16 protein-coding genes are annotated in these 16017 nt (G+C 51.7%); 10 read left to right on the top strand and 6 right to left on the bottom strand.

Annotation, left to right across the window (positions count from 1 at the left end):
* Positions 1 to 57: 57 nt before the first annotated feature.
* The 4 genes from LF95_RS08540 to LF95_RS08525 all read left to right on the top strand — a co-directional run bounded on the left by LF95_RS08540 (position 58) and on the right by LF95_RS08525 (position 4477).
* Positions 58 to 1377 (top strand): pyruvate dehydrogenase complex dihydrolipoamide acetyltransferase, encoded by a 1320-nt coding sequence (locus LF95_RS08540; protein ID WP_073954536.1) that lies wholly within the window; start codon positions 58 to 60, stop codon positions 1375 to 1377.
* Positions 1378 to 1467: 90 nt separating this feature from the next.
* Positions 1468 to 2865: a dihydrolipoyl dehydrogenase gene (gene lpdA / locus LF95_RS08535; RefSeq protein WP_073954535.1), complete on the top strand. Its 1398-nt coding sequence runs from the start codon at positions 1468 to 1470 to the stop codon at positions 2863 to 2865.
* 125 nt (positions 2866 to 2990) lie between these two features.
* The gene (gene lipA / locus LF95_RS08530) at positions 2991 to 3965 is read left to right on the top strand and encodes a lipoyl synthase (RefSeq protein WP_073954534.1); all 975 of its coding nucleotides are present in this window, start codon (positions 2991 to 2993) and stop codon (positions 3963 to 3965) included.
* A gap of 50 nt (positions 3966 to 4015) precedes the next feature.
* Positions 4016 to 4477 carry a type II toxin-antitoxin system RatA family toxin gene (locus LF95_RS08525; RefSeq protein WP_073954533.1) on the top strand — a complete coding sequence of 154 codons (462 nt, stop codon included), beginning with the start codon at positions 4016 to 4018 and terminating at the stop codon, positions 4475 to 4477.
* A 44-nt stretch (positions 4478 to 4521) separates the two neighbouring features.
* Here the strand turns inward: LF95_RS08525 and LF95_RS08520 are convergent, their stop codons facing one another.
* Together LF95_RS08520 and LF95_RS08515 are read right to left on the bottom strand one after the other, a co-directional pair.
* Positions 4522 to 5046 carry a CinA family protein gene (locus LF95_RS08520; RefSeq protein WP_073954532.1) on the bottom strand — a complete coding sequence of 175 codons (525 nt, stop codon included), beginning with the start codon at positions 5044 to 5046 and terminating at the stop codon, positions 4522 to 4524.
* Entirely contained in the window at positions 5043 to 5534 is a 492-nt protein-coding gene (locus LF95_RS08515; protein ID WP_073954531.1) for a phosphatidylglycerophosphatase A family protein, read from the bottom strand. Before LF95_RS08515 ends, LF95_RS08520 begins: the two co-directional genes overlap by 4 nt.
* 224 nt (positions 5535 to 5758) lie before the next feature.
* Here LF95_RS08515 and LF95_RS08510 point away from each other — a divergent pair, with 224 nt between their 5' ends.
* Complete coding sequence (locus LF95_RS08510) at positions 5759 to 7099, top strand: M23 family metallopeptidase (RefSeq protein WP_073954530.1); 1341 nt, start codon at positions 5759 to 5761, stop codon at positions 7097 to 7099.
* Positions 7059 to 7511: a bactofilin family protein gene (locus LF95_RS08505; RefSeq protein WP_073954529.1), complete on the top strand. Its 453-nt coding sequence runs from the start codon at positions 7059 to 7061 to the stop codon at positions 7509 to 7511. Before LF95_RS08510 ends, LF95_RS08505 begins: the two co-directional genes overlap by 41 nt.
* 159 nt (positions 7512 to 7670) lie before the next feature.
* On the opposite strand, the gene LF95_RS08500 is transcribed toward LF95_RS08505, so the two are convergent.
* Entirely contained in the window at positions 7671 to 8360 is a 690-nt protein-coding gene (locus LF95_RS08500) for a haloacid dehalogenase type II (protein WP_073954528.1), read from the bottom strand.
* Positions 8361 to 8451: 91 nt separating this feature from the next.
* Positions 8452 to 10527, bottom strand: a complete 2076-nt coding sequence (locus tag LF95_RS08495; protein ID WP_073954527.1) for a lytic transglycosylase domain-containing protein — start codon at positions 10525 to 10527, stop codon at positions 8452 to 8454.
* Positions 10528 to 10703: 176 nt separating this feature from the next.
* Here LF95_RS08495 and dapA point away from each other — a divergent pair, with 176 nt between their 5' ends.
* From dapA to LF95_RS08475, 4 genes are all read left to right on the top strand, one after another.
* On the top strand, positions 10704 to 11582 hold the full coding sequence (gene dapA, locus LF95_RS08490) for a 4-hydroxy-tetrahydrodipicolinate synthase (protein WP_073954526.1): 879 nt from the start codon (positions 10704 to 10706) through the stop codon (positions 11580 to 11582).
* A 30-nt stretch (positions 11583 to 11612) separates the two neighbouring features.
* Positions 11613 to 12089 carry an SsrA-binding protein SmpB gene (gene smpB, locus LF95_RS08485; RefSeq protein ID WP_073954525.1) on the top strand — a complete coding sequence of 159 codons (477 nt, stop codon included), beginning with the start codon at positions 11613 to 11615 and terminating at the stop codon, positions 12087 to 12089.
* 126 nt (positions 12090 to 12215) lie between these two features.
* Positions 12216 to 12875 carry a sulfite oxidase-like oxidoreductase gene (locus LF95_RS08480; protein WP_073954524.1) on the top strand — a complete coding sequence of 220 codons (660 nt, stop codon included), beginning with the start codon at positions 12216 to 12218 and terminating at the stop codon, positions 12873 to 12875.
* Positions 12876 to 12981: 106 nt separating this feature from the next.
* Complete coding sequence (locus LF95_RS08475; RefSeq protein WP_252509697.1) at positions 12982 to 13470, top strand: glutathione peroxidase; 489 nt, start codon at positions 12982 to 12984, stop codon at positions 13468 to 13470.
* 14 nt (positions 13471 to 13484) lie between these two features.
* Here the strand turns inward: LF95_RS08475 and recQ are convergent, their stop codons facing one another.
* Positions 13485 to 15350 (bottom strand): DNA helicase RecQ, encoded by a 1866-nt coding sequence (recQ, locus tag LF95_RS08470; RefSeq protein ID WP_073954522.1) that lies wholly within the window; start codon positions 15348 to 15350, stop codon positions 13485 to 13487.
* A gap of 2 nt (positions 15351 to 15352) precedes the next feature.
* Positions 15353 to 15994, bottom strand: a complete 642-nt coding sequence (locus tag LF95_RS08465; protein ID WP_073954521.1) for a uracil-DNA glycosylase — start codon at positions 15992 to 15994, stop codon at positions 15353 to 15355.
* Between the last annotated feature and the right edge of the window lie 23 nt (positions 15995 to 16017).

The following is a 16017-nucleotide window of genomic DNA, read 5'->3' as shown; positions in this document are numbered from 1 at the left end:
GGACAGGGGTTGGCGCAGTGAATCTGCTGCCGCCCCGGTTACCGGGAGATTGCATCAATGCCAGTTAAAATTCTGATGCCGGCGCTTTCGCCGACGATGACAGAAGGCACCTTGGCAAAGTGGCTTGTCAAGGAAGGGGACACGGTTGAGTCCGGTGATGTCCTTGCCGAAATCGAGACCGACAAGGCGACGATGGAAGTCGAAGCCGTTGATGAAGGTAAAATTGGTAAAATCCTCGTGTCGGAAGGCACCGAGGGTGTTGCCGTAAATGCCGTTATTGCCCTTCTTTTGGAAGAAGACGAGGATGAATCGGCGCTTGAGGGCGCTGATACATCTGGTCCCGATGTTGGCGGTGATGCCGAAGAATCGGCACCGAAGGAAGAAAAATCCGAGAGCAAGGATGTTGCTTTGGGAACGTCTAACACTCCGACCTCCAGCAAGGATGGTGAGCGCATCAAGGCAAGCCCGCTTGCCCGCCGCATTGCATCGCAGGAAGGTTTGGAGCTTTCGGGTGTAGATGGCTCCGGTCCGCGTGGCCGTATCGTCAAACGCGATATTGAAGCCGCCCTTAGTAACAAATCCGCTGCCAAATCTGAGTCCAAGGCCGACGCCCCTGCTGCAGCCAAAGCTGACGCACCGGCGTCCAAGGCTCCGGCTGCTTCTGGCTGGAACCCGGATTTGACTGGGCTGCCTGAATATGAGGAAATTCCGAATACGACGATGCGCAAGGTGATTGCCCGTCGTCTGACGGAATCCAAACAACAGGTTCCGCATTTCTATCTGACCATCGATTGCGAAATCGACAATCTTCTCTCCGTTCGCAAGCAACTGAATGAAAAAGCGGGCGAGGGTGTCAAGATTTCGGTCAATGACATGATCATTCGTGCGTCCTCGATCGCGCTCAAGCGCGTTCCGGCCGCCAATGCAGTCTGGACCGATGCTGCTATTCTGCAGTGCAAGCAGCAGGATATTTCCGTTGCTGTTGCCATTGATGGTGGCCTGATCACGCCGGTTATCCGTAATGCGGGAGGCAAGGGCCTTGCCGAAATCTCGACCGAGATGAAAGCACTGGCTGCCAAGGCACGCGACGGCAAGTTGCAGCCCCAGGAATTCCAGGGCGGAACGTTCTCGGTTTCCAATCTGGGTATGTTTGGCATCAAGGACTTTGCTGCCATCATTAACCCGCCGCAGGGTTGTATCCTGGCTGTTGGTGCTGGCGAACAGCGCCCGGTCGTCAAGGATGGTGCGCTTGCCATTGCAACAGTCATGAGCTGCACGCTGTCGGTTGACCACCGTGTGGTTGATGGTGCCGTTGGCGCCGAATTCATGGCTGAATTCAAAAAACTGATCGAAGATCCGCTAAGCATGCTGCTTTAAGGACGGGTTAGGCGGGGACTTTAAAAAGTCCCCGCAAACTTTTGAATTAAATATCTGTTTGTTGAGTTAAACAGATTAAGGAGATGCAAAATGGCGGATAGTAATTTCGACGTTATTGTGATTGGTGCTGGCCCTGGTGGTTATGTAACAGCCATCCGCGCAGCCCAGCTTGGTCTGAAAACGGCTGTTGTTGAGCGTGAACATCTGGGTGGTATTTGCCTGAATTGGGGCTGTATTCCTACCAAGGCGCTGCTGCGTTCGGCCGAAGTTTATCGCAACATGACGCATGCCAAAGAATATGGCTTGTCGTGCGAAAAGCCGTCCTTTGATTTTGAGGCCGTTATTCAGCGTTCGCGTGGTGTTTCCAAGCAGCTTGCCGGTGGTGTGGGCCATCTTTTGAAAAAGAACAAGGTCACTGTCATCAATGGTGAAGCTAAGTTCGATGGCCCGAAAAAGGTCGTTGTTGAAGGCAAAGACAAAGGTACCTACACGGCGAAGCATTACATTATTGCCACTGGCGCACGTGCACGTGCATTTCCGGGGCTGGAAGCCGATGGCAAGGTGGTTTGGGATTATAAAAAGGCGATGACGCCTGACAGAATGCCCAAAAGCCTAGTTGTTATCGGCTCTGGCGCGATTGGTATTGAATTTGCCAGCTTCTATCACACCATGGGTACGGATGTGACCGTGGTGGAAATCATGCCGCAGATCATGCCGGTCGAAGACAAGGAAGTCGCTGCGCTGGCGCAAAAGATGATGACCAAGGACGGGATGAAAATTCTGACCGAAGCCAAGGTCGCCAATCTGAAGCGCAATGCGGATAATGTTGTTGTCACGATTGAAACCAAAGACGGCAAGAAACAGGAACTGACGGTTGACCGGGTGATTTCTGCTGTTGGTGTCATTGGCAATACCGAAAATCTTGGTCTGGATACCACCAAGGTCAAGGTTGATCGCAATGTGATTGGCACGGATGAATTCTCCCGCACGGCGGAACCGGGCATTTATGCGATTGGTGACGTCGCTGGCCCGCCCATGCTGGCTCACAAGGCCGAGCATGAAGGTGTGATTTGTGTTGAAAAAATTGCTGGCGTTAAAAACGTTCATCCGATTGATCCGCGCAAAATTCCGGGCTGCACCTATTGCCATCCGCAGGTTGCCAGTGTTGGCCTGACCGAGGCAAAAGCCAAGGAAGCCGGTTATGACGTCAAGGTTGGCAAATTCCCCTTCATTGGGAATGGCAAGGCAGTCGCTTTGGGCGAAGCGGAAGGTCTGGTAAAGACCGTTTTTGATGCCAAGACCGGCGAATTGCTCGGCGCCCACATGGTGGGTGCGGAAGTGACTGAACTGATCCAGGGATTTGTTGTGGCGATGGGCCTTGAAACGACCGAGGAAGACCTGATGCACACCGTCTTCCCGCATCCGACCCTTTCGGAAATGATGCATGAGTCTGTTCTTGATGCCTATGGCCGTGCAATTCATTTCTAAGCTACTATATTGCCAATACGGCTGATCTCTGTGACGATCTGTCGTATCGGCTATGTCGAATGTCGGTTTGACAATTTGGCGGGAGGGCGGCACATTGCCGCCCGTTCCACCCTTCGGAGGTTTAAATGTCCACGACGCGCAACGAGGTGCGAGCTCTTCGGCACCCTGAAAAGCAAAAGAACCCGGATCGCCCTTCTGGCCGCAAGCCGGAATGGATTCGCGTTAAGGCACCAACCTCGAAAGGGTATCAGGAAACGCGTGATCTGGCGCGAGGCCTGAAGCTGCATACGGTTTGTGAAGAGGCTGCCTGCCCGAATATCGGCGAATGCTGGCAGAAAAAGCATGCTTCTTTCATGATCATGGGCGATACCTGCACCCGTGCCTGTGCGTTTTGTAATGTTAAAACCGGTATGCCCAATGCGCTTGACCCGTTCGAGCCGGAAAATCTGGCAATGGCGGTTGCTGACATGGACCTCAAGCATGTTGTGATTACGTCGGTTGACCGTGACGATCTTGCCGATGGCGGGGCAACGCATTTCGCCCGCGTGATCGAGGCCATTCGGCATAAATCGCCGGAAACCACCATCGAAATTCTAACACCGGACTTCCGTGATAAACCCGGTGCCGTCGAGATCGTCGCCAAGGCACGCCCGGATGTGTTTAACCACAATCTGGAAACTGTCCCGCGGCTTTATCCGTCCATTCGTCCGGGTGCCCGTTTTTATCAGTCACTGCGAATCCTTGATCGCGTCAAGCAGATTGACCCGACGATCTTTACCAAATCCGGCCTGATGGTTGGTTTGGGGGAACAGCGCCATGAACTGAGCCAGGTGATGGATGACCTGCGTGTTGCCGATGTTGATTTTCTGACAATTGGCCAGTATTTGCAGCCCACCCTGAAACATGCTCCGGTGGACCGGTTTGTTACGCCCGATGAGTTTAAGGAATATGCTTCGATGGCGCGCGCCAAGGGCTTTTTGATGGTTGCCTCAACGCCGTTGACGCGGTCCAGCTATCATGCGGATCGTGATTTTGCTGAGATGCGGGCCGCCCGCGAAAAGAAACTGGCCGCCACAGCAAAGCCGAGCGCTGCTGAATAAGCAGCGCCGATTTGCAATCACTTTACCGTTCACACCTGTAGGAGTTTCCTTTGCCGACGCATGCGGAGCGCAGAAAGCTGCCCTATACGCCGGAACAGTTATTCGATCTCGTGGCTGATATCGATTCCTATTCTGAGTTTCTGCCCTGGTGTGCTGCATCGCGGGTGCGTAAACGTGACGGTAATGAATTGCATGCCGATCTTGTGATCGGTTTTAAGATGTTCCGCGAGAAATATACCTCAAAGGTGACGCTGGATCGTCCCCAACGGATCGATGTTGAATATCTGCAAGGACCTTTCAAATATCTCAATAATCATTGGGAATTTGAGCCGTCTGAGGACGGTGGCACCTTGCTGGATTTTTATGTGGATTTTGAATTTAAATCCGCCATCTTGCAAAAAATGATCGGTATGGTTTTTAACGAAGCGGTCAAATTGATGGTCGGTTCGTTTGAAAATCGCGCCCGGCAGGTTTATGGCGATAATGGTATCGCTTCTTCCCGGATTTCATAAATTGCATCGTCAGTGATTGAATATAGCAGGAAGAAAATCCTTAATCATAGCGCTGAACTTTTATCAGTACCGTGTAACGTCAGCATTTCCTGAATCATATCAAATGCCATCAGGATTGTTTGTCGCCTGACAGCGTGACGGTCGCCCTTAAAAATGTGGGATTGATGCAAGGTGGGGCGATCTGACGCCGCACAGCCGAAATGAACCAGTCCGACCGGTTTTTCCTCACTGCCACCACCGGGCCCGGCAATGCCAGTGACGGCAATTGTAAGTGTGGCAAGTGGGCTGTGGCGCAACGCACCTTCAGCCATCGCCCGGGCAACGGGTTCCGATACGGCGCCAAACTCGGCCAGCATGTTGCCAGGAACAGCAAGCATGGCCATTTTAGCTTCGTTTGAATAGGTAATGAAGCCGCCATCGACCACGCTGGAACTGCCATCAACCGCCGTCAGGCAGCCGCCGATCAGTCCGCCGGTACAGCTTTCGGCAGTGGCAATTTTTTCGCCGTGACGTCGGCACAAGTTGATGATGGTGCTCGCAGCAGCAAGTATTTCCGGATCGGGAATCATTTTAGAAAACCTCCTGCGAGATGAACAATACCGGCAAGGAGTATCATGCCAAAGGCACCGGCAAAAATATCGTCCAGCATAATGCCAAATCCGCCGCCGACACGACGGTCAACCCAGCGAATGGGCCAGGGTTTCCAGATATCGAAGAACCGAAAAACAACAAAAGCCAACAGCATCCAGACAATATCCATCGGACCTGAGGATAGTGGTAACGGCAGCAGACACATCCATTGACCCGCGACTTCATCGATCACAATTTCACCGGGATCGTGAATACCGATCATTTTGCTATAGGAATCTGCAACGAATACACCATAAATAAAGACAATGGCCGTTGCGATTAAGAGCCCTGTGTTGCCACTTGTTGCGATAAGCAGCCAGCCAAAAGGCAGAGCTGCGAATGAACCCGCTGTTCCGGGGGCCTTGGGAAACTTGCCACTGTAAAACCAGGTGGCAGATGCGGTTATAATAACTTGGTTTAGACGCATAACACTTTCGCATATGGCTAATGGATATGGCGATTTGACTTATATAGCCAATTGGCGGAGACGCGAGGCTTTTTGGGATTAAAGAAGTGTTAACGTACTTGCCACGCTGCTTTCTAGAAGGTAGCGTGACTTTATTGGGTTTTGGGATAAACGTCAGCATCAATCGGGGGGTTCCGGCATTGATGTTGAAAATGAGACATAAAAATTAAGGTGCAGCCGGACAGATGTCATTGGTGGGACGTTTCGAGCATATAATTGAGAAGTGGTTTCCGGACAGAGAAATTCTTGTTCGGTCCAATGATTCTGTAACACAGGTTCGGTTGGGACGTCGTCGACAATTGGTTGTTGGTACTGTTGGCGCGCTGACAATTGTCTGGACGGTTTCTGCGACAGGTGTTGGTTACTATTTTAGCCATCGGCTTGATATGCGCGAAGAACAGCTTTTTCGCAGCGAGATGGCCTATAGCGAATTGGTAAACCGGGTTGCCGAAAGTCAAAAGAAGTTTAGCGAAATCACTTCTCAGATGGAGGATACGCACCACAATCTTTTGAATATGGCGGAAAAGAACCTGAAGTTGCAGGCCCGTGTCCAGGACTTTAGCTTGAAACTGGCGGACAGTGAAAAGGAAAAAGGCCGTATTTCCTCATTGCGGTCATCTATGGATAACCAGATGAATGCGCTGGGCCAGCAGATTGACGGTTTAACCAATCGCAATATTGCGCTGCGTGATGAACTTGAAACTGTTGAAACGGTCATGACGCGGGTGATGCGCGAACGTGATCAGGCGATTTCGCGCTCTAAAGCCCTTCAGGGTGAACTGGCTCAGGCGCATCAACGCATAACCGACTTGCATACGGTGCAAAAACAGGCACTGGAACGGGTTGCCGCGCATGCGGGATCATCGATTGCCGATTTGAAATCGGTCTTGAAAATGACCGGGGTTCCTATCAAGGAACTGACCGACGATGCGATGAATGGTGATGTGAAACGTGTATTTGATGCCGGTGTGGGCGGGCCGTTTATTCAGTTTGAACCGGAAACGCCGGAAGACGAATTGTTTATGAATGCGGCTTTGGCGGTTGGCAACCGTATGGACCAACTGGCAAGCCTGCAGAAAGTGATTAATCGTTTGCCCTTGGGGGAGCCGACGGAGAATTATTACGTTTCCAGCAATTTTGGTAAACGTAAGGATCCTTTTAACGGAAAATGGTCTTTTCATTCGGGTGTTGATTTGGCTGCACCAATGAAAACACCAATTTATTCTACCGCACCTGGTGTGGTGACACATGCTGGCTGGACGGGTGGCTACGGCAAAATGGTCGAAATTGATCATGGAAACGGCCTTAAAACCCGGTATGGCCATCTTATGAAGGTCCTCGTTAAGAAGGGCCAGAAGGTCAAATATCAAGACGAAGTAGCGTTGATGGGGAGTACGGGCCGCAGTACAGGAAGTCATGTCCATTATGAAGTCCTGCTACACGGTAAACAGATCGATCCCATCAAGTTCATAAAGGCGGGACAATATGTTTTCAAAATCAAGCAAGACACAAACGAGCACAAATAACACCAATGCCTCTTCGTCTTCTGCAAAGGCAGGGGGGCTTTCAGTCATCAGTTCCGATCTTCGGATTTCTGGAGATTTGATTTCTGAGTCCGATGTACAGGTCGATGGATTTGTCGATGGAGATATTCGGACACGTAACCTGACCATTGGTCAGCATGGGGAAGTCCGCGGTGAAATTATTGCGGACAGAGTACGGGTCTGCGGTAAAATAACGGGTCAGATCAGAGCCAAAGACGTTTCTTTGGCGGATTCAGCCAAGATGATTGGCGATATTTTACACGAGACTCTGTCCATTGAACCGGGTGCCCATCTTGAAGGTCACTGTCGCCGGATCGAAAATGTTGAAGAGAATGGTCTGACGGTCATCCAGGCAGGAAAGATTGTCGCCTCAAACGTGAAAAAAGAGGTATAAGTCTTTACTTTAACAACGTTTTTAGGTTCTGTTCGCAATATGGAACGGAAGCCACATGCTACAGAGACATTGTTAAAACAGCCAGGCTGCGGTCGCAACCTGGCTGTTTTTTAGGATGTTGCACCGCTAGGTGTTTAAAGACAAATCGCTTTAAGGCACCTATGCCTTGCGTGTCAGGGGTGGCAGTTCGTCAAGCCCGTTTAACGTTAAGTCGGCTTTGTGCGGCAGATGATCGACGGGCAGAGCGGAACGATTGATCCAAGCTGTCTTGAAACCAAAATGTCCGGCCCCGGCAATATCCCAGCCGTTTGACGACTGAAATGAAATGTCGCCAGCCTCGAGTTCGAATTTATCTGTCGCCAACTGATAAACACTGGGATGGGGTTTGTAGGTGCGTATGTCATCAACACACAATATTTCATCAAACAGCGATAAAATTCCCGATGATTTTGCCGCCGATATCAGCATATGCCGTGCCCCGTTCGACAGGATTGCCAATTTGTGGCCATTCTCTTTTAGTGTTTGTAGGCTTTGTGCGACTTCAGGAAAGGTATCAAGGGAAAGATAGGTTTCCATCAGGCGTGAACGTAACACGGGGTCGTCTTTGCCAATTGCCGCCATTGCATAATCCAGTGCATCGCCCGTGACATTCCAGAAGTCCGAAAAGTCACCCATCAGGCTGCGCAGCCATGTATATTCAAGCTGCTTGCGGCGCCACAGTTCCGACAGTTTTTCGGCGTCGTCCCCAAGATTTTCCTGACAGCGTTTGATGGCAGAATTTGCGTCAAACAATGTGCCATAAGCATCAAACACAAAGGCGCGGCAGGAAGAGATAGCGGATTCAGTCATTTGGTCAGGCCTCGTTTTCTGTCACCTGGATTTTAGGTGTCATTTAAACTGCAATTGGCAACCCTTCGAGGATAGCCGATCAGGCGCTATCCTATTTTTGCGGCTTGTTTATTGGCTTTGCTGATTTATCGACCTCGGCAGCGTTTTCCTGGCTCATGGCAATTTCATCACGGGCAAAACGGCGGCGATAGACATATGTGCCTTCCATCACTCGCTGAACATAATTGCGGGTTTCCTTGTAGGGAATCATCTCGATCCAGTCGATCGGGTCCACCTCCGGGTCTCGTGGATCGCCATATTCTTCAATCCATTCCTTCACCCGCGACGGACCGGCATTATAGGACGCGATGGTCAAAATTTCGGCACCATTCCAGCGATCCAGCAACTTGGACAGATAGTGACGCCCCAGTTGAATATTAAAGCCAGGGTCTTCGGTCAGTCGGTTAACGCTGTAGGGCATGTTTAAATGACTTGCCATACGCTTGGCCGTAGCAGGCATAAGCTGCATCAGGCCGCGTGCACCGGCATAGGAAACCGCACCGGGGTTAAACAGGCTTTCCTGACGCATGATGGCATGCACGAGGCCCGGATCAGGTTCTTGACCGCCAGGTACCAAGTCATAAACGGGGTAGGCAGCATCAAGATAGCCGCCGCCTGAACGAATGCCCCGCTTTGCGGCAATCACAGCCAGGTCGGTTCGACCATATTCCGAGGCAAGCCCGGTTGCCATTGCCAGCATTTCCGGGCTGTCAGCCTGGTCCACCAGCGCCATGATAAAGGGACGAATAATATTGCCCAGGCCCATATCCCCAAGTTCGCGCGAAACTTTGGTTAGTTCATTGTTTTCAAACCGCTTGCGCTGTTCTGGCGTCGGGTGCGCCTGTTCCACCTGATAATGGACGGCACCACCCAATTCATCATTGGCAAGCTGGCCATAGAATGTGTGGGCATGGTCCGCGGCAAGGTGGAACCATTTGTTGGCGCGCTCCCTGTCGCCCATTGCCTTGCAGGCCCGCCCGGCCCAATAGGCCCCGCGTGACTGGCTAATGGGATATTGCACCACATCATACAGGTTCTGGAAATGTTGCAGGGCGATTTGCGAATCGCCTAAAAATTCAAGCGCGATCCAGCCTGCCAACCATTCCGCACCGGCAATGTCGGCCGGTTCGGTTTGTCCGTGATTGGCAACCAACCGGTAGGCATCGGTAATATACCCTTCCTGCAGCGCACGGCGGGCAAGAATAGCCTTTTCCGTCCACCAGTATTCCGGCCGGATCGAAATATAGGCCAGATCATTTGCCTTGTGCAGCAACAGGTCGCGGGCATCCTTGTCGTCGTCATTAATGCGCCGCCAGCGGACCTGTTCATACATAAGGCCGGGGTTGTTGCGGTACTTTTGCGGAACACTTTTAAGGATTGCGTCGATATCGCTTTTGCGTTCGCGCAGTGCCAGGCGGGCTTCGGCCAGTTTTTTGTAATCCGCATTGACGTATTTCATCATGCGGCTGGCAGGGTGTGTTCTACCTTCCCACAACAGGCGGTCGAGGCGGGCCTCGTGTGTCACTTCATCAATATATTTGCCATATCGGTCGATAAAACGTTTTTCCTGGCCTGTGCCAAAATCTTCGTTAATCCAGCTATGGCGGATCAGGGTAATGGCGGCATCCTTTTCGCCAACCGATAAAAGGGCGGAAATTTGTCGGGTTGCGCCATCCGCCGTAACAGGGGCCGAGCGTTTGAACCAAGCCAGAATTTCAAAATCCGGTACGGCGTCGGTCATGGCCTCTTCGGCGCGCTGGCGCAGCAGAGCCTGGCTGGGCCAGTTGGGGTTGGCGTCAATAAACGAGGTAATTTCGGCAAAGGAGCGATTGGAGTTGGGGCTGATCAGCCACATCCACTCAACCGCCTTTTGCAAAAGCGGGTCGTCAAATGACGGCAGCAGATCGGCAACGTTTTTCGTATCCCCGTTTTCCAGGGCATCAAGAAAAACGTTCAATCGTGCCCGGCTGACTTTGGAAAAAGCTGGCGAAGGCGGCGAAAGAACAAGCGGTGATGGCTCGGGCGTTGCTGCACGTGCCAAATTATAAGGACTGCCAGCTGTGATAAGCCAGACAGCGCCAAAGGTTGCTGCACACGCAGAAAACCGGCGGAAAGTGATATTCGCCATCGAAAAACCCCTCATGCCTCAGGGCGGAAATTGCGCTCAAGACGGTTGCTATTATGGCAGTGAAACCGACAAAAGCCAAACAGTGACAAAACAATTCGTTCTGATGCTTGCGATAGGCGCTAAGTACGGCTATTTTCGCGACGCTTTTTAATCCGCATTACGATTTGGAGACATCGATGTTTAAAGGTTCGATTACCGCTTTGATTACACCGTTCACCACGGACGGAGTGATCGATGAAAAAGCGTTCCAGTCTTTTGTGGATTGGCAGATAAAACAGGGCACGACCGGTGTGGTGCCGGTCGGAACCACGGGCGAATCCCCAACGCTGAGCCATGCAGAGCATCATCGCGTTGTTGAACTGGCACTTGAAGTTGCAAAAGGGCGTGTCCCGGTGATTGCGGGAACGGGGTCAAACTCGACGGTTGAGGCTGTCTCGCTGACGCGCCATGCGCAAAATGCCGGTGCCGATGCGGCCCTTGTTGTGACGCCGTATTATAACAAGCCAACCCAGGCTGGCCTGTTGGCACATTATAAGGCCATTCACGATTCGACCGATATTCCGATTATTATTTATAATATTCCGGGCCGGTCGGTGATTGATATGACCGTTGCAACAATGGCCGAACTGGCGAAATTGCCGCGTATTGTTGGGGTGAAGGATGCAACCAGTGATCCGGAACGCCCGGCCATGATGCGTATCGCTGCCGGGCCTGATTTTTGCCAGCTCTCTGGCGAGGATGGGTCTATTGTGCCGTTTCTGGCACAGGGTGGTCATGGCTGTATCTCTGTTACCGCCAATATTGCACCGCGTTTGTGCGCTGATTTGCATAATGCCTGGCGTGACGGGAACATCGCCAAGGTTCAGGAGTTGAACTATCGACTGATGCCGGTTCATAAGGCGATGTTCTGCGAGGCCAATCCTGGTCCGGTCAAATATGCGGCATCGCTTCTGGGGCTTTGCACGGCGCAAATGCGCCTGCCGATGGTTGAAATTGCCGACGACTCCAAACGGCGCGTTGAAACCGCACTGAAATCAGCCGGTATTCTTTCCTGATAAACAGGGGCCGGCCAACAAGTTTTTGATATGGCTGCAAAAAAAGAGAACAGCAACAATAAGTTGGTGGCGCAAAATCGCCGGGCTCGTTTTGATTATTTCCTGTTGGAAACATTCGAGGCGGGGCTGGCCTTGCGTGGTACCGAAGTGAAATCGCTTCGTGAAGGCAAGGGGAACATTCAGGAATCCTATGCCGAACCGAAGAATGGGGAAGTGTGGCTGATCAATGCCTATATCCCCGAATACCAAAGTAAGATGCCCTTTGGGCATGAAGAGCGACGCCCGCGTAAATTGCTGCTGCATAAACGTGAAATCGCCAAGATGTCGGATGCCGTCAATAAAAAGGGCACGACATTGGTGCCGGTGAAAATTTATTTCAATGATCGCGGAATTGCCAAGCTGGAACTTGCCATTGCCGAAGGTAAACGCAAGGCAGATAAACGCGATGCCATCAAGGAACGTGATTGGCAACGCGACAAGGCCCGTATTCTTCGCGATCATGGATAAGATGCCTTGCTCTGTTTGATCATGAAGTTGTGATCAATGTCGCAGGCTGAAAAACATAAAATGGTACAGACATGGTGAACGTGTCTGTGCCATTTTTCGTATCAGGTGGGCAGGAGGAAGCAGGACATGACCGAAACATTCTCGGGTGCCATTCGTGAAAAGCTGATTGCTGCCAAGCAGCAATGGGCAGAAAAAGGGCGCCTGTTAACCGGAAAACAGGATGTCAATCGCGAGAACCGTTTGCCGCCCGGCCAGCGCGAGGTCAAGGACTGGCCGGTGCTTGATCTTGGGATTACGCCGCATGTCGATCCGTCAAGTTGGGCGTTGTCAATTGGCGGTGAAGTGGAAAATCCGGTTTCCCTGACAATGTTACAGTTCCTCGATTTGCCAGCCTTTTATGATCAAAGCGATATTCATTGTGTCACATCCTGGTCGCGTTACGATAACCACTGGCAGGGTGTTTCTGCTTTGGAACTGGCCCGGCTGGTGCGCCCGACAGATAAAGCAAAATATGTGCTGTTTACCGCCCATGATGGTTACACAACCAATGTAACACGCGAGCAATTTCTAGATGAGGATGTGTTACTGGCACATCACTGGCAGGATAAGCCCCTTACCGACGAACATGGCGGCCCGGTGCGCGTGATTATTCCGAAGTTATATTTTTGGAAAAGCGCAAAGTGGGTCCGCGAAATTACTTTTTCTGCCACCGACAAGCCGGGTTTCTGGGAAACGCGCGGGTATCACAATAATGCAGCCCCCTGGACTGAACAAAGATATAGCTGATGCCCCAGCCCTGAATGAGAGGTGAGGTATGTGGTCACGCATAAGAAACTGGCTATTTTTTACTGGCGTCGTTTTTGTAGGAACACTGCCCGCCACAGGAGGCGAAATGACAAGTGCCCATGATTTTAACTTTCAGTCTATCGATGGCGGAGAACTGCCGTTGAAATCTTTTGCCGGCAAGGCGGTGTTGATTGTGAATACGGCCTCCTTTTGTGGTTTCACACCTCAATATGACGGGTTGGAAAGCCTTTGGCAGAAACGCCAGAATGAAGGGCTTGTCGTGTTAGGCGTGCCGTCTGGTGATTTTGGCGGGCAGGAATACAAAGATAATCAGGAAATTGCCGATTTCTGTACCACCAGCTTTAACATCGATTTTCCCATGACCACGCGCCAGTCTGTTCGCGGGGAGGCAGCACATCCGTTTTATAAATGGGCGCGGGATGAGCTTGGCCCGGAACAGGCACCAAAATGGAATTTTCACAAATATCTGGTTGGGCGGGATGGTCAGTTATTGGCGAGTTTTTCAAGTGCCGTGACCCCGGGTGATGAAAAACTGCAACAGGCGATTACGGATGCCCTGTCAAAAAAGCAGTGATGATGTTGCCTGTTCTATTTGCGCCCATCGGTAATGTCGAGAAAGACAAGCCCGTATTGATCCAGCTTTTTGGCGCCAACACCATTAATGGCGGCCATTTCGTTTAAGCTGCGCGGCTTGAATTTCACCATTTCGGAAAGTGTCCGGTCATTAAAAATGACATAGGGCGGCACATTTTGTTCCTGTGCTAGTTCGCGCCTTAGCCGCCTTAGGGCCTCCCACATTTCGCGGTCGCTTTCGTCCTCGAAAAAGGTATCAAAATCTCGCAGGCGTTGTGTTGTGGCACGTTTACGTTCGCTGGCATCAAGCCGCATTTCAACGACCTTTTCACCACGCAGCACCGGACGGGAGTCTTCGGTTAAGTATACGCCGCCATGGCCTTCTTCATTGACCTGCAAATAACCCATTGCCAGCAGCTGGCGAAAAACCGACCGCCATTGTGGCTGGGCGATGTCCTTGCCCAATCCATACACAGTGGTTTTATCATGGCCATTTTGGCGGATTTTTTCGGTATTACGGCCCATCAACACTTCGATGACATGGCCAGGGCCAAATCGTTGTCCGGTGCGATAAACTGCTGACAGGGCCTTGCGAGACGCATCAGTGGCATCCCATGTGTCAACGGGTTCCAGGCAGGTGTCGCAATTGCCACAAGGTTTGGTGTCGGTCTCGCCGAAATAGGACAAAATAACCTGCCGACGACATTTCGTGGTTTCAGCCAGGCCGATCAGGGCATCGAGCTTGCGTTGTTCAATGCGTTTCTGGGCATCGGGTGCATCGGACGCCGCCAGCATACCGCGAATGGAGACGATGTCTGAGAGGTCGTAATTCATCCAGGCGTTGGCAGGCAGGCCATCGCGCCCGGCGCGGCCGGTTTCCTGATAATAGGCTTCCATGCTTTTGGGCAGGTTCAGGTGGGCAACAAACCGCACATTCGGTTTGTCGATGCCCATGCCAAAGGCGACGGTTGCACAAATGATCAGGCCTTCTTCACGTAAAAAACGGTCCTGATGTAATTGACGCATTTCCTGTGACAGACCAGCATGATAGGGCAGGGCCGGGCGACCATTATCGGTCAGCCATTGCGCAACATCTTCGGTTTTGCGGCGCGACAGGCAGTAAACAATACCGGCATCCTCGGGATGCTCGCGGTTGAGGAATGACAGCAGGCGCTGTTTGCTGTTGCCCTTGGTTTCAATGCGATAGGTAATATTGGGCCGATCAAACCCTGTCAAAAAGCAGCGGGCTTCGGTCAGATGCAGGTTTTCGGCAATATCCTTGCGCGTGGGAGCATCGGCAGTTGCCGTCAGCGCAATGCGTGGCACATGTGGAAAGCGTGTCGGTAAAAGGTCAAGCTTGCGATATTCCGGCCTGAAATCATGCCCCCACTGGGAAACGCAATGGGCTTCGTCGATGGCAAACAGCGAAATGCTGATGCGATCCAGCAGGTTCAAAAAGCGGTCTGTGGCAAAGCGCTCTGGCGCGACATAAAGAAGATCAATATCACCCTCTATCGCCCGCATTTCAACCTCGCGGGCAAGATCAGGCGACAGGGTTGAATTAATATAGGCGGCCTTGATGCCCAATTGTGTTAGCGCATCAACCTGGTCTTTCATCAGCGCGATCAGGGGGGATACGACAATTGCTGTCCCGTGCCGACATAAGGCCGGAATTTGATAACAAAGCGATTTCCCGCCACCCGTTGGCATTAGAACCAGGGCGTCGTTGCCTGCAATTACATTGTCGATAATGTCGGCCTGTAACCCGCGGAAACTGTCATATCCGAACACATCCTTCAGAACCTCTAGCGGTGACTTGGCCGCAGGGGCATCTGTTGATGTCGGGAAATCGAATTCGTTAAAGAGTAACGGGTCAGACAATGTTAACAATCCAGATGGGTTCGGATGTCGGCAAAGACGTTTTCAAACATCTCTGGTGTCAGGCGATAGGTTTGGGTGTTGTAACGCGAACAGTGATAGCTATCAAATAATGTAAGACCATTTTCCAGCCGATGTTGTGCGCCGTGGGCAAATTTAAACGCAGAAAGTTTGATGCCAAAGGTCTTGAGCATCGCCTGATGGGCGATTTGCCCCAGGCATAAAATGCCTTTGAGGTTTTGCATGGCCGCAATTTCACTGATCAGAAATGGCCGACAGGTATTTGCTTCGGGGCCTGTCGGCTTGTTTTCTGGTGGCACGCATTTGACCGCATTGGTGATGCGGCAATCGATCAATTCAAGGCCATCGTCAGGGCGTTTGTCATATGATCCCTGGGCAAAGCCGAACTTCCCCAGGGTGGCATATAGCAGGTCACCGGCATAATCACCGGTAAAGGGCCGTCCTGTTGCGTTTGCCCCCTTTAAGCCCGGTGCCAATCCAACGATCAGCAGGCAGGCAGACAGAGGACCAAAGGGCCGAACAGGGCCATTGTAAAATTCCGGAAATTTGGCCTGGTTGGCATGACGGAATTCAACAAGACGCGGGCATAAGGGGCAATCTTTTGCCGGTTCTAAAAATTCAGTCATAACGGACCTGAAATTGGATATGA

Origin of the sequence: Thalassospira sp. TSL5-1 (assembly GCF_001907695.1) — a bacterium.
GTDB lineage: Bacteria > Pseudomonadota > Alphaproteobacteria > Rhodospirillales > Thalassospiraceae > Thalassospira.
This window is presented reverse-complemented; position numbering and strand designations above follow the sequence as displayed.